Annotated in this window: 12 protein-coding genes and 1 other annotated feature (1 of these 13 running past the window's edge); of the genes, 10 read left to right on the top strand and 2 right to left on the bottom strand. The window is 51.7% G+C overall.

What is annotated here, in order from left to right; translation table 11 throughout:
• Positions 1-23: 23 nt before the first annotated feature.
• The 9 genes from ACFSX3_RS27665 (at position 24) to ACFSX3_RS27625 (ending at position 14,657) form a co-directional block, all read left to right on the top strand.
• Complete coding sequence (locus tag ACFSX3_RS27665) at positions 24-6,647, top strand: non-ribosomal peptide synthetase (RefSeq protein WP_209993031.1); 6,624 nt, start codon at positions 24-26, stop codon at positions 6,645-6,647.
• Between the two features lie 28 nt (positions 6,648-6,675).
• A complete protein-coding gene (locus ACFSX3_RS27660) occupies positions 6,676-7,560 on the top strand; it encodes a stalk domain-containing protein (RefSeq protein ID WP_209993030.1) in 885 nt (294 codons plus the stop codon).
• Positions 7,557-8,315 (top strand): VOC family protein, encoded by a 759-nt coding sequence (locus ACFSX3_RS27655; RefSeq protein ID WP_209993029.1) that lies wholly within the window; start codon positions 7,557-7,559, stop codon positions 8,313-8,315. The genes ACFSX3_RS27660 and ACFSX3_RS27655 overlap by 4 nt, the downstream gene beginning before the upstream one ends.
• Before the next feature lie 80 nt (positions 8,316-8,395).
• A complete protein-coding gene (locus tag ACFSX3_RS27650; protein ID WP_209993028.1) occupies positions 8,396-9,151 on the top strand; it encodes a GNAT family N-acetyltransferase in 756 nt (251 codons plus the stop codon).
• A gap of 23 nt (positions 9,152-9,174) precedes the next feature.
• The gene (locus tag ACFSX3_RS27645; protein WP_379256530.1) at positions 9,175-10,647 is read left to right on the top strand and encodes an amidase family protein; all 1,473 of its coding nucleotides are present in this window, start codon (positions 9,175-9,177) and stop codon (positions 10,645-10,647) included.
• Between the two features lie 207 nt (positions 10,648-10,854).
• Positions 10,855-12,294, top strand: a complete 1,440-nt coding sequence (locus ACFSX3_RS27640) for an MDR family MFS transporter (protein ID WP_209993027.1) — start codon at positions 10,855-10,857, stop codon at positions 12,292-12,294.
• Positions 12,281-13,453: an FAD-dependent oxidoreductase gene (locus ACFSX3_RS27635; RefSeq protein ID WP_209993026.1), complete on the top strand. Its 1,173-nt coding sequence runs from the start codon at positions 12,281-12,283 to the stop codon at positions 13,451-13,453. Before ACFSX3_RS27640 ends, ACFSX3_RS27635 begins: the two co-directional genes overlap by 14 nt.
• Positions 13,454-13,507: 54 nt before the next feature.
• Entirely contained in the window at positions 13,508-14,194 is a 687-nt protein-coding gene (locus ACFSX3_RS27630) for a TetR/AcrR family transcriptional regulator (RefSeq protein ID WP_209993025.1), read from the top strand.
• A 37-nt stretch (positions 14,195-14,231) separates the two neighbouring features.
• Positions 14,232-14,657, top strand: a complete 426-nt coding sequence (locus ACFSX3_RS27625; protein ID WP_209993055.1) for an SRPBCC family protein — start codon at positions 14,232-14,234, stop codon at positions 14,655-14,657.
• 73 nt (positions 14,658-14,730) lie between these two features.
• Here the strand turns inward: ACFSX3_RS27625 and ACFSX3_RS27620 are convergent, their stop codons facing one another.
• Together ACFSX3_RS27620 and ACFSX3_RS27615 are read right to left on the bottom strand one after the other, a co-directional pair.
• Positions 14,731-16,500, bottom strand: coding sequence for a sensor histidine kinase (locus ACFSX3_RS27620; protein ID WP_209993024.1), 1,770 nt, complete (start codon positions 16,498-16,500; stop codon positions 14,731-14,733).
• Positions 16,497-17,222, bottom strand: coding sequence for a response regulator transcription factor (locus tag ACFSX3_RS27615; protein WP_209993023.1), 726 nt, complete (start codon positions 17,220-17,222; stop codon positions 16,497-16,499). Before ACFSX3_RS27615 ends, ACFSX3_RS27620 begins: the two co-directional genes overlap by 4 nt.
• A gap of 209 nt (positions 17,223-17,431) precedes the next feature.
• On the opposite strand from ACFSX3_RS27615, the gene ACFSX3_RS27610 reads away from it, so the two are divergent.
• Positions 17,432-18,436, top strand: coding sequence for a M23 family metallopeptidase (locus ACFSX3_RS27610; RefSeq protein WP_379313522.1), 1,005 nt, complete (start codon positions 17,432-17,434; stop codon positions 18,434-18,436).
• 41 nt (positions 18,437-18,477) lie between these two features.
• Positions 18,478-18,487, top strand: a binding site (T-box leader); it runs 234 nt beyond the window's last position.

The raw sequence follows: 18,487 nt of genomic DNA, 5'->3' as shown, positions 1-18,487 counted from the left end.
ATGAACATAAGGGAGGAAACACATTGAGCAAGCAACAGTCGGAGCAGGACATAAGCAATGATATCGCCATCGTCAGCATGGTGTGCCGGTTCCCCGGGGTAGATTCCGTGGAGCAGTATTGGGAGCTTCTCGCCAGTGGCACGGATGCGCTTCAGCTAAGCCCCGCACCGGCAGGACCCGGCGTAGAACCCTTGAACCGCTTGGGGAGGGAAGGCCTGATTCCGGTGAATACCGCACTCAAGGATGTCGAGAAATTTGATGCAGCCTTTTTCAAGCTGACCGGCAGGGAAGCCGAAATCACCGATCCGCAGCATCGGCTTTTTATGGAGAGCGCCTGGGAGGTGCTGGAGAAGGCAGGGTATAACCCGCTGAATTATCCCGGACTGATCGGTTTGTTCGCAGGAGTCAGCACCAGTACTTACCTGATTAACCACTTGCTTGCGGACAGGGACGGAAACGAATCCGTCAGTGATTTGCAGCTTATGATCGCCAATGACAAGGACCATATGACCGCCCAAATTGCCTATCGCCTAAATATTTGCGGGCCCGTCGTTGCTGTACAAACGGCTTGTTCGACTTCGCTCGTAGCCACACATCTGGCCTGTGAAAGTCTGCTCAGCGGACAATGCGACCTTGCACTGGCAGGGGGCGTGACGTTCAAATTCCCGCAAGTTCCGGGCTATCTGTATCACCAAGGAGGGCTGAGCGCAGCAGATGGGATGATTCACGCTTTTGACGCTGAGGCTACTGGGACTGTATACAGCAATGGCCTGGGAATCGTCGTCTTAAGAAGGCTTGAAGATGCACTGCGGGACGGAGATATGATCCAGGCTGTAATCAAAGGTTCGGCTATTAACAGCGACGGTGCTAACCGGATCGGCTATGCCGCCCCCGGTGTAGATGGCCAGGCGGCGGTCATTGCGGAAGCCATGAGCATCGCCCAAGTCCAGCCGGATGCAATCAGCTACGTGGAAGCTCACGGCAGCGGCACGCCGCTCGGAGATGATATTGAGCTTGAAGCGCTAAGCAGAGCGTTTGCAGCAGCGCGCTCCAACCATTTTTGTGCAATTGGTTCAGCCAAAACCAATATCGGCCATGTCGAGATGGCTTCCGGGGCAGCCGGTCTGATCAAAACCGCCTTGGCGCTCAAGCACCGGAAAATTCCGGCCAGCCTTCATTTTGAGACACCGAATCCCAAGCTTGAGGAGCATAACAGCCCTTTCTACGTGAATGATATGCTTGCGGATTGGGATGCCGGGGAACATGGGCGGTACGCCGGAGTCAGCTCCTTTGGACTTGGTGGAATCAATGCCCATCTGGTGATGACAGAAGCACCGCTTCAGGCGGAAGGGGAGGAGGAGGAGAACCGCTGCGAGCTTCTCGTCCTGTCGGCCAAGTCAGCAAGTGCGCTGGAACGGATGTGCGCCAATATGGCAGCCCATATAGAAATACATCCGCAGCTTAATCTAAGCGACGTAGCCTATACCCTTAAGACAGGACGGGCGGTATTTGCTGCTTCAAAAGCGATTGTCTTTCGCGGACGCACCGATCTTCTGGAGCAGCTAAGGGCTGCGTGTGTAACGGGTATTACACATCAGGGAGCTGCACCGGAGGGCAAGCAGGCCGTTTGCGTAAGCTTCTCCCCAAGCTGTGTGCTCGCTGCAGAAGAGGCCCGCGATTTATACGAATCGAATCCGTCATTCCGCCAGTTGATCAGTGAGCTGTCCGACCAAATCCGCCGCTCCTATCCACTCGACCTGAGACATTATGTTCGGTCCGCCCTTGCACCTGATCCCTCTTCCGCTACCGGGAGAATGCTGTCGTTTGCACTGCAACTGGCGCTTGGCCGCCTATTCCTTGGCTGGGGTATTCAAGCCTCTTCCATCGTTGGCAGCGGAGTAGGTGACTGGGTCAGACAGGTGTTGATGGGCGAATGCGTCTTGGAGGATGCTGTACATCACCTATCCAGCGAGGACAAGGATCATACTTCCCCTCATGCCTCTGAACAGGTGGAGCAGGTCTATGTCCTGAACCTGGGCAAGCCCGGCGCCTCCGGCGGCCAGATTGCAGCGGCAGGCCAAGCGCCCGGACTATATTGGCTGCACAGCGAAATCGCCCGGTTATGGCTGGCAGGGACTGAACTGGATTGGGCGCTGTATTACGAAGGAGAACGCAGACGTAAGGTGGAGCTCCCCACCTATCCTTTTGAACGAGGTGTATTCTGGATTGGCCCTTCCAGCGGGCGTGACGCAGCAGAGGTTGATCGTGACAGCCGCCAAGAGAACAGAACGGCAGACAACAGCTATTATCAGCAGAAAGTCAAAGAAATCTGGGAGCAGAGCTTGGGGCTTAAAATCGCGGACGGACAGGAGACCTTCTTCGAGCTGGGCGGCCATTCCCTGCTGGCGACCCAAATTTTGTTCGTGATGAACAAGACCTTCCGTACAGAAATTACGCTCCAGCAATTTTTCGATCATCCTACGGTGGACGATCTGGCTGCATTGGCAGCGGAGCAAGCCGGGCAAGGCATCAGTGCGTATACGGATCTTCCCGAGGTGCAGGTTGCCTTGGCGGAGCGGTATGATCCCTTTCCTCTGACCGATGTGCAGAAGGCCTACTGGATCGGCCGTTCGGAAGGTTTAGAGCTTGGAAATGTATCGACCCATATGTATTTTGAAAATGATCTCGCTGACCTTAATCTGAGCACGTTCCAGCTGGCGTTCCAAGCGCTGATTGACCGGCATGACATGCTTCGCTCAGTCATTCTTCCGGATGGGCAGCAGCAGATCTTGCCTCAAGTTCCCAGCTATATCATCCGTTCCTATGACAGCACCACTTCCGGGGAAGAGGAGCGAAGCGCCCATGTGCAGTCTATCCGTGAAGAGATGTCGCACCAGGTGCTGGATTGCTGCCAGTGGCCGTTGTTTGATGTCCGCGCGACGCGGCTGCCTGAAGGCAAGGTCCGGCTGCATATCAGTGTCGATCTGCTAATCGCCGATGCCTGGAGCCTGGAGCTGCTGCTGCGCGAGCTCTCTGTACTTTATCTGAATCCAGCCCATGTCTTCGAGCCGCTGACTTTGTCCTTCCGCGATTATGTGCTTGCCACGGCAGAGATTGAAAAAAGCGAATTATTCCGCCGCTCCGAGACGTACTGGAAGGGACGGCTGGACTCCCTGCCTATGGGACCGCAGTTTGAACTTGTGAAGGAACCGTCTCAAGTGCTGAAGCCGGAATTCAGACGGCGGCAGCATGTCATCTCCGCCCCGGACTGGAAGCAGCTCAAAAAGAGAGCGGAACGTTATGGCATTACCTCAACGGTGGCTTTGCTGTCTGCTTTTTCGGAGGTGCTGACGTTATGGAGCCGCAAGGCGCATTTCGCCCTGAACCTGACCTTATTCAACCGTTTGCCGATCCATCCCGAAGTGGGCGAAGTCATTGGGGACTTCACCTCCCTGACTCTGCTGGAAATTGACAACCGTGAACCGGGTGCCTTCATCAGCCGGGCCCAGCGCCATCAGCGCAGGCTGCTTGAGGATATGGATCACCGGTATTTCAGCGGTGTGCGGGTGACAAGGGAGCTGCTGGCCAAATACAAAGAGCCATCAAAGGCGATTGTACCCGTAATCTTCACAAGCATTCTGAATCAGACGGAACAAGCTGCGGCGGAAGGCCAGCCCGCCCAGACCTTGCAGGAGGATCGCTACAGTGTCTCGCAGACCCCTCAGGTGTGGCTGGATCACCAAGTGCTGGAACGGGATGGGGAACTGCATTTCAATTGGGATTCTGTGGATGAACTGTTCCCGGACGGCATGCTGGACGAGATGTTCGCTGCGTATTGCGGGCTGCTGGACATGCTGGCCCAGGAACCCCAAATATGGGAAGAACCACTGCCGCTAAGTACGGAGCTTTCGCACAGGATGCCCCACCGTGAGCGTCTTCAGGAGGTTACAGACTTCCATACCCGGGTACTGCCGCCGAATCCGTCCCCTGGATCACTGCTGGAGCGTTACCACAACAACGTACGGCAACGACCATCCGCAGTGGCACTTATCGCCTCTGGCAGGCAGCTTAGTTATTCTGAATTGAATGACTACGCCGATTACGTTGCCGGTCAGCTTATCCTGAATGGAGCCCGGCCGGGCAACCCGGTAGCCGTTGTAATGCACAAAGGCTGGGAGCAGATTGCTGCCGTGCTTGGGATTCTCAAGGCTGGCTGCGCATATCTTCCCGTGGATGCTTCGCTTCCCCAAGCCCGGATCGCTGAGCTTCTGCGGCTTGGACAAGTTGCTGCTGCTGTCATTCAGCCCGATTTGGATCATACCGGTTGGCCGCAGCTTATGCACGTTGTTCTGAACGGACAGTGTAAGCCAGACGGCACCTACGGAGCTGAGGACCCGGAGGCGGCGGACCGCTTGGCCTATATTATGTTCACCTCTGGAAGCACAGGCGTTCCCAAAGGTGTCATGGTCAATCACCGCTCTGTCCTCAATACCACAGAAGCTATTCTTCACACTTATAACGTTGGACCGAAGGACGTCATGTTTGGCTTGTCTGCGCTGAACTTTGACCTATCCGTGTTTGATATCTTCGGTATGCTCTCTGCTGGGGGCACACTTGTTCTGCCGGACAAGGATCATCTCCGGGACCCTGCACATTGGCTGGAGCTGATGAACCGGACAGGCGTGACCCTCTGGAATACAGTTCCTGCACTCCTCAGCATGCTTACGGAACTGGTCAAAGATACGCCATCGCCTGTCTGCGGCTCACTGCGTCTGGCTCTGCTTAGCGGTGATTGGATACCGCTGGGCTTGCCTCAAGCCACCAGCCGGTTGAAGCCAGGGCTTGAGGTAGTCTCATTAGGCGGTGCCACTGAAGCAGCCATCTGGTCGATTGCTTACCCGATTCAGGAGGTTATGCCGGGCTGGACGAGTATTCCTTACGGACGTTCACTCGCCAATCAACGGGTATACGTGCTGAACGAACGGATGGAGGAGTGTCCTGTTGGCGTATGCGGGGAATTGTTCATTGGGGGAAACGGCCTCGCTATAGGGTACTGGCAGGATGAGCAGCGAACCATAGAACGATTCATCCGTCATCCTCTGACCGGTCAGCGGCTCTACCGCACCGGCGATCTCGGGAGATATGCGGAGGACGGAAATATAGAATTCCTGGGCCGGGAGGATTTGCAGATTAAGGTACGCGGGCATCGCATTGAGCTAGGCGAGATCGAAGCTGCCCTGAAATCCCATCCCTATGTCAAGGAGGCTACCGTAATCAGCCAAGGGGAGGGCGAACGCAAGCGGTTATCCGCTTATGTTACCGTAGACCGTGAACAGGCTTACGGTGTCGCGGGGATGGCCGGGCAGGAATTGATTACGGGGGCTGTGGACCGGATGTTGTTCAAGCTGAATGAACCCGCACTTCGTAAGAATCTATCTGGTAAAAGCTTCAGTCTAGCCGATGCAGTGGACGGCAACGTTCCATTCCTCCAGCGGCGAAGCTACCGCAGCTTTGTGCAGGAGCCGATTTCGCGGCAGCAATTCGGGGCATTTACGTCCGCTTTGTCACAAAGGACGTTCGACGGTCTTCCTTTTCCCAAATTCCAATATGGTTCTGCAGGCGGGCTGTATCCAGTCCAGGTCTACTTTCATCTGAAGCCTGGAGCGGTAGAGGATCTGCCTGGCGGGCTGTATTATTACAACCGCAAGGAGCATCAGCTTTTACTGCTCGAAGAACATCCAAGGATGGAGGCTGCCATTCATGCACCAGGGAACCGTGAAGTTTTTGAAGCCTCGGCCTTCCAGATTTTCCTGATCGGCTGTATGGATGCAATCGTCCCTATGTATGGACAGAAGGATGGCCTGGGCTATTCGCTGATGGAAGCCGGGATCATCTCGCAGCTCCTGGAAGATAAAGGGCCTGAACACGGCATTGGCTTAATACAAATGGGGACTCTGGGCTTCGATCACATTCGCCCGCTGTTCCGTCTGCGCAGTAACGATATATATCTGCATTGCCTGCTTGGTGGCGGAATTACGCCTGAGCAGATGACTCTGTCCGGACAGGTGGAAGAGATGAACCTCTATTCGTCCAATAAAAACACTGCCAAGGAGAGCAAACCGGACATTAGCAAGGCCCTAACCGGTTATCTAAAAGAGAAATTGCCTTCCTACATGGTGCCTTCCGCCATACAGGAGCTGGAGAATTACCCGCTGACCGCCAATGGCAAAGTGGACCGCAAAGCGCTTGCTCTTCTGGAACCGCAGCTCCCGCAAAGCGAAGAAGCGTCTGGGATGACGACCGGCGAACTCCCCTCTGGATCAGCTTCGTTGTTACAGCAGATTGCAGATGCCTGGCGCAAAGTGTTGAACCGTCAGGAGATTGGCCTGCATGATAACTTCTTCGATCTTGGCGGCGATTCGATCAGTATGGTTGCGCTCTTCCGCGAATTGCAAGCGGACTATGGAAGCCGACTGACCATGGTCGAGCTGTTCAGATATCCGACGATTACAGATCTCTGTGAATTTCTGCTGGAAGATGCCGCAGATTCACCAACGCAGGATGGCTTGCCCCTGGAGCGTGAACGGGCTGATTCACGCCGCAGCTCCCTAGCCCAGTTAGCCGGTAAACAGCGGCAAGGCCGATAAGCAATCTAAATTCAGGAGGGAATAGAATATGAAGAAATTGTTGCTGCTATTATTTATTGCGCTGCTGGCCTGTTCGAGTGGCACTGCCTTATCGGCGGCCGCTCCGGCGGTCAAGATCACGTGGAATGGAACACCCATTACCTTTACAGGGGCCAAACCGGTCCAGGAGGGCAAGACCTGGCTCATACCGATCCGGCCTGTCTCCGAAGAACTGGGTGCAGATTTGCAATGGGCTGCCAACGAAAAGAAGCTTACCCTGTCAACTTTTGCCCGAACGGCCATCCTGGTTGTCGGCAGCAAGCAAATGAAGGTCAACGAGCAGACCCTTACTCTTCATACCGCCCCTAGACAGTACCAGTCCGCCATCCTCGTTCCACTGGAGGCCCTGGAGGCGCTTGGGCTTGTAACCGCCTGGAATCCGGCGAAAACCGCAGTGGATCTGAAGCCGGAATTCACCGTTGTCAAAAAGTACGTTTTCCCCATTCAGGTTGCAAGTATCCGTTACCGCGGCCAATATGAGGAAATCACCAAGGTCTTTACCCTGCTTGACAGCAAGGTCAAGAATGTCATCAATGGTAAAGGCATGAGTCTGTATTATGAGCAGAATTATGAACTTGGACATGACACAGAGATTTGCATTCCGGTCAGCAAGGCAGTGGAGGGCGAGTCTATAGAGTACAAGGGCCAGAAGATTCCGATAGTTACGAAGACGCTGGAAGGCGGTTATTTCCTGTCGGTGGTTCATCAGGGAACGCCGGATACGCTGGGTGACGTCTGGGCGCAAATCGATTTATATGCTAAAAATACAGGAGTCCAGCTCACATCACCGTCACGGGAAGTATATGTCCATGAGGATCTGAAGGATTACCGTAAGCAGGTTACCGAAATTCAGCTCCGGTTCAAAGACCTATGAAGCCTTATCACGAAGGTACGTTTTGCTGGGCTGAGCTAGGCAGTGGCGATCCGGCAGCATCCGCTGCATTCTATACCGCATTATTTCCTTGGAGCACGCAAACGACAACCATGGAAGATGGGCGAAGCTACACAGTATTCCAATCGGACGAACAAGATGTGGCTGCCATGTATTCCTTAGGTGATCCCAAGCTGGCCGCTTTCTGGGGCTGCTACATTGCTGTTCAGGATGTGGAGCTATCAGCTGAACGGGCACAATCACTTGGAGCGCAAATCCTCATTGCTCCAAGACGTATAGCGGACAAGGGCGTAATGTGTGCCTTCCGTGATCCTGCCGGAGCGATGGTCGCCTTATGGGAAGCGGCAGAGCATATGGGATCAGGCGTTCAGCACGAAGCATACTCTATCGACTGGTATGAGCTGTATACAACTGATTTGAACGTCGCCGCTCATTTTTATACGGAACTACTGGGGTGGTCCATGGAAGAAGTGCCTACTCCGTCAGGCAGTTATCTCCAGTTCAAAGTTGGAGCAGACTACGTAGCCGGCATGAAGGAAATTCCCCAAGACATGGCGAACATGAGCAGTGGCTGGGGATTATATTTCAAGGTTCCCGGATGCGAGAAGGTCACTCAGCAAGCGATAGCCTTGGGAGCTGTTGTGATTATCCCCCCAACGCCAGTGCCGGGTGGCGGGACGTTTGCCACTTTGCAAGATCCGAAGGGAGCTTTCTTTTCGATCCAGCACGGGTTCTAGGTATAATTCTTCCAGGATAGCCATAAACAACTGTTGGCTATCCCGGATATCTCAAAAAAGAATAGTGAGGTAGTGACATAATGACCTACTTGCAAATTACAAAAGAAAACATCGACCAAGAACATATCTGTTGCGCCCTGGGTGCGAAGCAATATGAGCAGGGTGTTCGGGACAAAAAGCAATGGCTGAGCGAACGGATGGAGGAAGGGCTGGTTTTTTACCGGCTGAATGACCGGGCGAAGGTTTTTATTGAATATCTGCCTGCCGAGAAGGCTTGGATTCCGCTTAATGCCCCTAACTATATGTACATTAACTGCCTGTGGGTATCCGGAAGACACAAGGATAAAGGTCATTCCAAACAGCTTCTGGATAAGTGTAAGGCAGATGCCCAAGCCTTGGGCATGGATGGCATTGTGCATATTGTCAGCAAGAAGAAAATGCCCTATTTGAGCGATAAACGTTTTTTTGAGCATATGGGATTTCAAATCACCGATGAAGCAGCTCCTTATTTCGAGTTAGCGGTGCTCCAATGGAACGAAGAGGGAAAGACCCCGTCTTTTGCACATTCCGTGAAGTCTGCGTCAGCCCCGGGCGACGGGATTTGTATTTATTACACCCAGCAATGTCCGTTTGCCGTTGGCGTTTTGGAGGATTTGCGCTCAGTGGCGGTGGAGAGGGGGATCCCGTTTAAGGCTCATCTCCTGACTACCCGGGAAGAAGCTCAGGCTGCCCCTTCGGTCTGGACGACCTTCAGTCTGTTTCTGGATGGTACGTTCATCACTCACGAGATTATGAGTCCGGCCAAGTTTGCGAAGCTGCTCGACAGCTCCAAATAGCAAGGATACAGGGAGGAAGAAACTTGAATTTAACTTATCTTACGGCTTCCGAAGTGATCGGGCTGCTTGAACGGGGTGAAGTGAATTCCAGGCAACTGCTGGATTACTATTATGGCCGGATGGACCTGGTGAATGAACGGCTCAATGCCGTAGTGCAGCAGCAGCGGGAAATGGCCTATGCCCAGGCTGATCAGGCCGACCGGGACAGGAAGGAGGGCCGGAGTTACGGGCCTTTGCATGGCCTGCCGCTTACGGTCAAGGAGTCTTTTAATGTCAGCGGGATGCTTACAACCTCTGGAGCCCCGCATTTACAACATAACATTGCTACAGAACATGCGGCCACAGTGCAACGATTGATTCAGGCCGGAGCGATCATTATGGGGAAAACCAACGTGCCGGTGATGACAGCAGACTGGCAGACCTATAATGATCTATACGGCACGACCAACAACCCTTGGAATACAAGCTTGACACCCGGAGGTTCATCTGGCGGCAGTGCGGCCGCTTTGGCGTCTGATTGCACGCCTGTGGAATTCGGCAGCGATCTGATCGGCTGCTTGCGGATTCCAGCGCATTATACCGGTGTATATGCCCATCGCTGCAGTCTTGGAATGCTGTCGCTTAGAGGACATGTTCCCGGCAACCCTCCCGGTGATCCAAGCGAACCTGATTTGTCGGCGGCTGGCCCGCTGGCCCGAAGCGCCAAGGATCTGCGGCTGATGATGGATGTACTGTATGATCCTTGGGTGGAGGTGCCTGCCCCTCCTGATTTCCGCACTAATACATTAAAGGAGCAAGCGAGGATTAAAGTCCTGACCTGGTTTGAAGCTCCGGAGCATGAAATAGATGAACCTATTAAACGCAGATATGCTGATTTCACCGCTGGTTTAGCTAGGATGGAGGGGGTGGAGGTTCACCATGGAATGCCGCCTGAGATCCAGATGAACAAGTTGTTCGACCTGGCGATGAAGCTGTCTGGACGGCTTGTCGGCACCTCGTTCAATTCAAGGCAGCGACTGACTGCAAGTCTGGCCTCCCTTGGCCTGCGGGCTTCCCGGTTGGTGACGAAGGCTTTTCCCGAAGGGCTGGAGGACTACTACCGGGCAATGAATCAGAGTGAGGCAGAACAAGAGGAGACGGACCGCCTGCGTCAGGAATATAACCGTATAATCACTTCCTTACTTCAGGAATATGATGTTCTGCTGCTGCCCATCAGTCCGGTACTGGCAATTCCCCACATGCAACAGGCGGTAACTAGAAGGATTCTGGAAGTGAATGGACGAGCAACCGGTTATAATGAGCATTTAATCTGGAATATCCTTGCGACTGTCTTTGGGCTGCCAGCCACAATTTTGCCGCTCAACCGCTCTAACGATGAATTACCTTGTGGAATCCAGATCATCAGTGGGCATTTCAAGGATCATATCACCATTGACTTTGCTGAAATATGCGAGTCATTGACAGAGGGATTTCAAATTCCTCCAGGCTATTCGTAACTGAATTACTCACCTTAGTCGTGTGTTGTATGCCTATGACGTTTATTGGCAGCCTTGTCCGGAATGGAGAATGGCTGCCAATAAACGTCTCTTTGCCTATTCTCAACCAATAACGAACACCTTTCTTGACGAACAGTGTTCGTTATGTTATAAATGTATCAACTTAACTATTTCATACGCTTATTTAAGGAAAGGAGTAGAGCGTTTATGCCAGAGACAAATAATAGCCGCAGTATGCAAGCAGACTTTTCCTTAAAACAGATTTTGCCCATACTTCTCGCTGTTGCTTCAGGGATGTTCCTGGTGATATTAGACAGCACCATCATGAATGTAGCTGTTCCGAAATTGGTAAGTGCCTTCGATACCAATCTTAGTACGATTCAGTGGGTCATTACGGCGTATACCTTGTCTTTATCTGCAGTCATTCCGCTCGCTGGCTGGTTCTCTGACCGTTTCTCGCCCAAACGAATGTTTATGACCAGCATTGTATTATTTGTTCTCGCTTCTGTGCTGTGTGCAATGGCCACCACTCCGGAGCAGCTTATCTTTTTCCGTATTGTTCAAGGTTTGGGCGGAGGCATGGTTGCTCCCATCGGAATTGCTACTGTATTCATGGTCGCTCCTCCGGACAAAAGAGGATCTGTCATGGGCATCCTCGGGATCCCGATGCTGCTTGCTCCCATTCTAGGCCCGTTATTGTCGGGCTGGCTAATCGAGTACATCAACTGGCACTGGATTTTTTTCATCAACGTACCGGTTGGCGTTTTAGCTTTACTGATGGCCTGGAGGTACTTACCTGCATCGGGTGCAAAATTGAGCAACAAGCTGGATGTGACCGGCGTACTTTTGGCTCCGGTTGCCTTTACCTCAATTGTGTTTGCCGTCCATCAAGCAGGTGAGAAGGGGTGGTCCAATCTATGGACGTTAGCTCCACTGGCAGGGGGTCTGGTTATATTGGCCGTCTTTATCTGGAATGAACTGCGGCAAAAGCACCCGCTGCTGGAGCTAAGAGTATTCCGTTCGCCTACCTTTGTACATGGCATTTCTGTCGCCTGGCTGAATCAGATTGCTTTATTCGGGAGTATTCTGTTATTCCCGCTGTATTTACAGCAAGTAAGGGGGCTAACTCCTCTTGAGGCTGGATTATATGTGATCCCGCAAGCCCTGTTATCTACTGTCGGGATTAACGTAGGCGGCCGGTTATTTGACCGTTTCGGTGTTCGTCCAGTCGCAATCATGGGTATACTGTCGCTCTGCGGGTCCTTACTTGCACTGACGCAGATTGATGCCCAGACGAGTTCTCTATATATCATTTGCAGCTTCGCTTTTGCAGGGCTTGGTCAAGGATTAACGATGATGCAGATTAATACACATGTCCTCAGATCAGCTCCGAAGGAATTAATAAGCCGTGTTACTCCCATAACCACTTCAGCACAGCAAATCATGTCCTCCTTCGGTGTTACCATCACGATGGCTTTTCTGGCCAAACAAATCAGGGGACTTCCAGCACAGCATTCACCCGATCAATTAGGTCATGCCTTCGGCTCAACATTCTGGATTACTTTGAGCTTTGCAATAGGTGCATTGGTTTTATCTTTGTTTTTTAACTTTCAAACGAAGGAGATGTCTATACATGACAACAAATAATTCTACAGAACAACGCCGGATCGCCATTATTGGAGGTGGACCTGGGGGGTTAACGCTGGCACTGATTCTGCAACAGCATGGTATTTCCTCGACGATTTACGAACGTGAACATGAGGACCTTAGCCATGAACGTGGAGGCTCCTTAGATATCCATGAAGAGTCCGGGCAGCTCGCTTTGAAGGAAGCCAGGTTATATGAAGCTTTTCTGCAGGCAGCACGGTTTGAGGGCGAAGACTTCCGGCTCATGGATAAGACGGGAACCCTATACCTGGATGAAGTGGCTAATGAAGAGAGCTGGGAAGGGCAGAGACGCCCGGAGATTGACCGCGGTGTGCTTTGTAACTTGCTTTTAAATAAATTAGATCCGTCTACCCTACAATATGGCTATAAACTGGAGAAGGTTGTGTCTCTGGGCGAGGGGAAGACGGAGCTTCATTTTGAGAATGGACATCTCACTGTGGCCGATCTTGTAATTGGTGCGGATGGCGCCTTTTCCCGCGTTCGCCCCCTTCTTACGGATACAGATGTGGAATATTCAGGTCTGTCTATGCTGGAGCTTAACGTTATTGCAGCCGATCACCCGGATCTGGCCGCATTCAACGCACGTGGCAAGATGTTTGCCCTGGATGATCACAAAGGGATTCTGGGCCAGCTGAACGGCAACGGACGGATCAAAGTATATGCGAGTTTCAAGGCCAGCCGGGACTGGTTAGACGAGATCCGCAACGATAACCCGCAAGAGATGAAAACAACGCTGCTTGAGCTATTTCACGATTGGAGTGAACCGCTCAAGAACTATATCCGGTATGCGGAAGATGCTGTTCTACCAAGACGGATTTACATGCTGCCCGTCGGTTTTCGCTGGGAACGGAACTCTGGTGTCACGTTGATCGGAGATGCCGCTCATGTCATGTCTCCTTTTGCCGGAGAAGGGGTGAATCTCGCGATGCTGGATGCGCTGGAGCTGGCTCTTGCCATAGTAAGAAACAAGAAGACACCTGTGGCCATTGAAGAATATGAGGAGAAAATGTTCCAGTATGCTTCAGAGAAAGCAGATGTATCTAACGAAAATCTCATCCTCAGCTTCTCAGAGAACGCGGCTCCAAAGTTTGCTGAACTCATGCAATCTTATCAAGACCTGTATGAGCAGCAAGGCTGATGTTATCTTCCGCGATGTATTTACTATTGGCTTCCGGCATGTTATAAGGAAAGTATGATGAAACCTAAACGTGAAATTGTGAGCCGCCGTAATCGGCCAGCCAAAGAACCCCTCAGTCATGAATTAATTGTCAAGACCGCGTATGAGCTGCTGAAGCAGGAAGGAACCTCTGGTATGAGCATGAGGAAGGTAGCCAAGCAACTGGACACGGGACCTTCCTCCCTATATGTATACGTCAAAAATTTGCAGGAATTGAGTTCTTATGTGCTTGACCATGGTCTCGGGGAGTTGAATCTGCCGGAGCTGACGGACGAGAACTGGAAGGAGCAGTTATTTCATGCACTGCATGCTTATGCGGAGCTGCTAATTGAGCAACCTGGATTAGCGGAGCTATCCCTACAGACGATACCTATTGGGAATAATGCCTTTCGTCTGAATGAGTATTTACTTACCGTCCTCCAGAAGGGCGGAATCACCTCTACGGCCGCTGCTTGGGGAACGGACCTATTGCTCCTGTACGTGTCTTCCATTGCTTTGGAGAAGGCTAAGAGAGCAAACGAACTGATGGCAACTGCCCAAAGTTACTATAACGAAGCAGATCCGGTACGTTTTCCGTTGATGAACAGCCTGAAGACTGATTTATTCTCGGGGGATACCGCCTCCAAGGAGAGGTTCTTCTGGGCCATTGAAGTGATACTCCAGGGGATATTTCACAAACAGTTAGGAGACAATGGCAAGTAACCAAGCGACGAAGATCATGAGAGAGGTGTCCATCGAAATGGAAGCAAATCAACCGACGAAAGTAACCGTACAAGCCGTGATTCAAGCCCCTATCGAGAAGGTATGGCGCTACTGGACCGAGCCGGGGCACATCACGAAGTGGAATCAGGCGTCCGAGGACTGGCATGCGCCGAGAGCCGAGAACAATCTGCGGGCTGGCGGCACCTTTCTGACACGGATGGAAGCGAAGGATGGCAGCATGGGCTTTGATTTTGGCGGCGTATACGATGTCGTGAATCAGCATGAGGTGATCAGCTACACCATAGAAGACGGAAGAAGAGTGGATATTACGTTCGCCCGTCAAGGGAATGAGACGAAGATCATTGAAACGTTCGATGCGGAAAGCTCCAATCCCGTCGAGCTCCAGCAAGCAGGCTGGCAAGCGATCATGGACAACTTTAAAGCCTATACAGAGCACAACTAATGATCAAAGAAGACGCCTGGGAAGATGCCCGGCGTCTTTCTTTTGAAGCCCCAATGTGTACATGAACTCTGGATTATTTTGTTCCAGCCCTCGAATGAACATCCCATATCAAACGTATTTGTGTTCCCTCTTTGGGATTAGAACAGACCTCTATTCGCCCTTGCATGGCCTCGATCAGCCCTTTGGTTACCGCCATGCCAAGGCCTGAGCCGACATCGGGTGCCGCTGTATCTGTGCCACGGTAGTATCGTTCAAACAGCTTCCACACCGTCTCCTGATCCATCCCGCGCCCATTATCGGTAAATTGAACGATGAAATCGCCTGCCTCTTCACCTGACTGCACACTGACAATCAGCTTCGTGTCCGGCGGATTATGCAGCAGGGCGTTAGCTGTCAGATTATCAACGATCCGTTCAAAGGATGGAATGTGTACATGCCCTTGTACCTCAATCTGGGCAGGCTGGAAAGTAATACGGCCCTCGCCATAAGCCGGGTTACGTTCAGCGCGATGTACCAAATCCTGAAGCAGAGCATTGATATCCGTTAGCTCAATAGGGGGCTTGTATCCGCCACTACGCAGACGGTATGTCATGGCCAGGTCGTTTACCAGCCTGTCCATGTACATGGACTTGTCCAGCATAATGCCCGCGAATTCGCGGACTTCTTCTGAAGTCCACTGGTATTTCTCTGCTTCCAGCATGTGTGCATAGCCCTGGATGGAGGACAAAGGTGTCTTTAGATCATGGGTGATTCCAGCAATCCATTCCTCACGCAAAGAGTCGGTCTGTCTGCGGAGTTCTTTATCCTGTCTCAAAGTATCGGATAACGTCTGGATGGAATGTAACACTTCCGTATATACCCGATAGTTTCGCCGCCATTTCCCGTTCTTCTTCTGGCTAAGCGGCCTGCCGCGGGGGCCGGCTGGCTCCTCATATTGTCCGCGTTCAAGCCGCTGCAGCCATTGGAGCATATGAAGCATGGGATAACCGAACAGGTTGGCATACCAGACAGCAAGCAGGATAAGCAAGCTGATAATACATACCAGAAGTGCAATCAGGGCAGGACCCAAAATAAACCCGAAGGGATTCTCATTGCTACCCGCCGGATTACTTCCAAGAGGAACACTCAGCATCCAGGTAGAATGATTCTGCTCATCATAGCTGGTCACTGTAGTCACTCCATACCGGGCAGGATAACGTGTACGGAGAATGAGATCCTGGATGCTGTAGCTGTCCGGGATACCTGTTGCGGGCTTGTTGAAAGAAGTAATCACGCGTCCCTGTTCATCCAAAATTTGAAGATAGGCATCCGCCGTGCGAATAATGTCCTGCTGCCCGGGTGCCAGTTCAAGCTTGTTATCGGCATAATGCCCTCCGTTATATGCTTGCTCCAGCATGCTTACAGCCTGGTTATTCTCTCCATACAGCAGGGTGAAATTGATCCCTTTACGTTCCCGGATAAGCAGATATAACTGGTAGGGAAAGGGCTTTTGTCCTTGCCAATAGGATATGAGCTCTCCAGGTTTATAGTGATTCGGCACATCGGGAGGGGTATGAAAAGCATCCAGCACACGGCCTTGCTCATCGAGAATCTGAAGCCAGCCTTTGTTCTCCTCGATTCGCTTCAGCAGCCCGGGATCATACTTAACACTGCCGTCCGGCAATATCTCGGCTGTACTGATTAGCTGGTCGAGCCCGACAGTGGCAAAATCTTCAACAAGGCTGGCCTCATTCAGCTGCTGAATGACCCAGAAAGCTATACTTCCGCCGATGAGCAGGATCAGAATCACCATACCCGCAAGCAGGCCAATGAATCGCGTCATCAATCTGCGTCGTACACTCATCGCCCATGCCCCAGGTCGGACTGAATGAGCTTATAACCCAATCCGCGAACGTTCACCAATAGTTCAGGGTTGGAGGGATCAGCCTCAATACGCTCACGAATCCGGTGAATATGAACCATGACGGTGTTGTCATCCCGAAGAGCCTCCGATCCCCAGACCCGTTCATACAATTCAGACTTGGTGAAGATACGATTGGGATGTTTGCAAAAGAATAGCAGCAACTGGTATACCAGCGCAGGGCAGTTCACGAGTTGACCTTCTACTCTGAGTTCACCGGCTGGCTCCATGACCTGAAAGCGTCCATAATCATAGATACCTTCCTGCGGCAGTTTTTCTGCTTCCGTCTGTCTGGGCAAATATCGTCTCAGCAGAGACTTGATCCGTGCGACTACTTCCAGCGGGTTAAAGGGTTTAACGACATAATCGTCTCCTCCAACCGCGAAGCCGGTCAGCTTGTCATAATCGGTGGTTTTCGCAGTCAGAAAGAGAATAGGGGCATCTGTAATTTGACGCAGAAACGGGCAGATTTCCAGCCCGCTTCGGCCTGGAAGCATCACGTCCAGCACGATGCAGTGATAGGTTTTCTTTTTACATGCAGCAATCGCGTCTTCACCGGTAGTGACCGTATCAATATCCAGGAATTGCTCTTTGAGCAATACCGTTCGGAGCATATGCAGAATCGCCTGTTCATCATCAACAAGCAAAATTGAAACTTCATCCATGACGAAATAGAGCCTCCCAGCTTTTTATATAAGTATCATACCATTCTGAAACGCTGTGTTGCGTACCGGTAACCTTAACGGATGCTTAATTTTGGAGAAGTAGCTCGCCTAAAAGTTATGATAGACGTAAGAGTAAGTTAGACGGTAGATAAGATTGATGTCGTACACTGGACTGGAAAGATATCGTTCTAACAAAGGAGTACAGGGAAATGACTAGAGTATATTCGAAAAGCTGGAAGCTGCTTGCCGCAGCGATTGGCATGTGTGTGATGTTGTCTGCCTGCGGCACCTCGGAAGCATCTGAACCACAAGAGCAATTACCAGTAGAACAAACAGCCAAGGAGGACGCAATGATTACACCTGACAATTTCATCGATACCTTAATGAAGGGATCGAAGGAAGACATCTACAAGCAGATAAGTCCGGAACTACAGGGAATCATATCGCTGGACGAATTCAAGACGTCTGTCGATAGCTTTATGGAAGGCGTTACTTCATGGAACAAGGTTACGGAAGTTAAGCTGAACCATCTGGTTGATCGTTCGTGGAAGGATCAGATGGGGACTAAGGGGCTTCAAGCCTCTTTTGCCGAAGATCACCAGATTGAGGGGCTGCTTATTCAGCCGCTTGAGACGCATGAAGCAACGGACAAGGCATTGACCAAGACAGAATTCCAGTTTCCGTTGAAGGGCGAATGGTATGTGTTCTGGGGAGGAAACGATGTCTTGTCCAACTATCATTATGCTCATGAAACACAGCGTTACGCCTTGGACATTGTCCGCACACAGGATGATGCAAGTTATCAAGGTGAGGGAACGGACAATGAGAACTATTATGCTTTTGGTGAGCCGCTCTATGCAGCAGCAGATGGAAGGGTGGTTGAAGTCAAAAATGACATCCCGGATAACACTCCGGGCGTGATGAACGCTGAAGAACCAGCAGGGAATGTTGTGGTCATTGATCATGGAAACGGGGAGCACAGCATTACAGCACATCTCAAGAAAGGCAGTGTAGCCGTCAAAAAAGGGGATAACGTCCAGCAGGGAGATCTCATCGGACATCTTGGTAATTCAGGGAACTCCAGTGAAGCGCACTTGCATTTTCAAGTATCGGACGGACCCGATCTATTCACGTCCCGTTCGATTCAGATCCGCTGGGCCGATCAGAGTCAGAGCCTGACACGCGGGAATTCTTTTCAGGGACTGACCAATTGACGAAGCAAGCAGATTGTGCTAGCATTGCTTTAACTTAAAACGAAAAGGCTA

Source organism: Paenibacillus rhizoplanae (genome assembly GCF_042684125.1).
Taxonomy (GTDB): Bacteria; Bacillota; Bacilli; order Paenibacillales; family Paenibacillaceae; genus Paenibacillus_AQ; species Paenibacillus_AQ rhizoplanae.
This window is presented reverse-complemented; position numbering and strand designations above follow the sequence as displayed.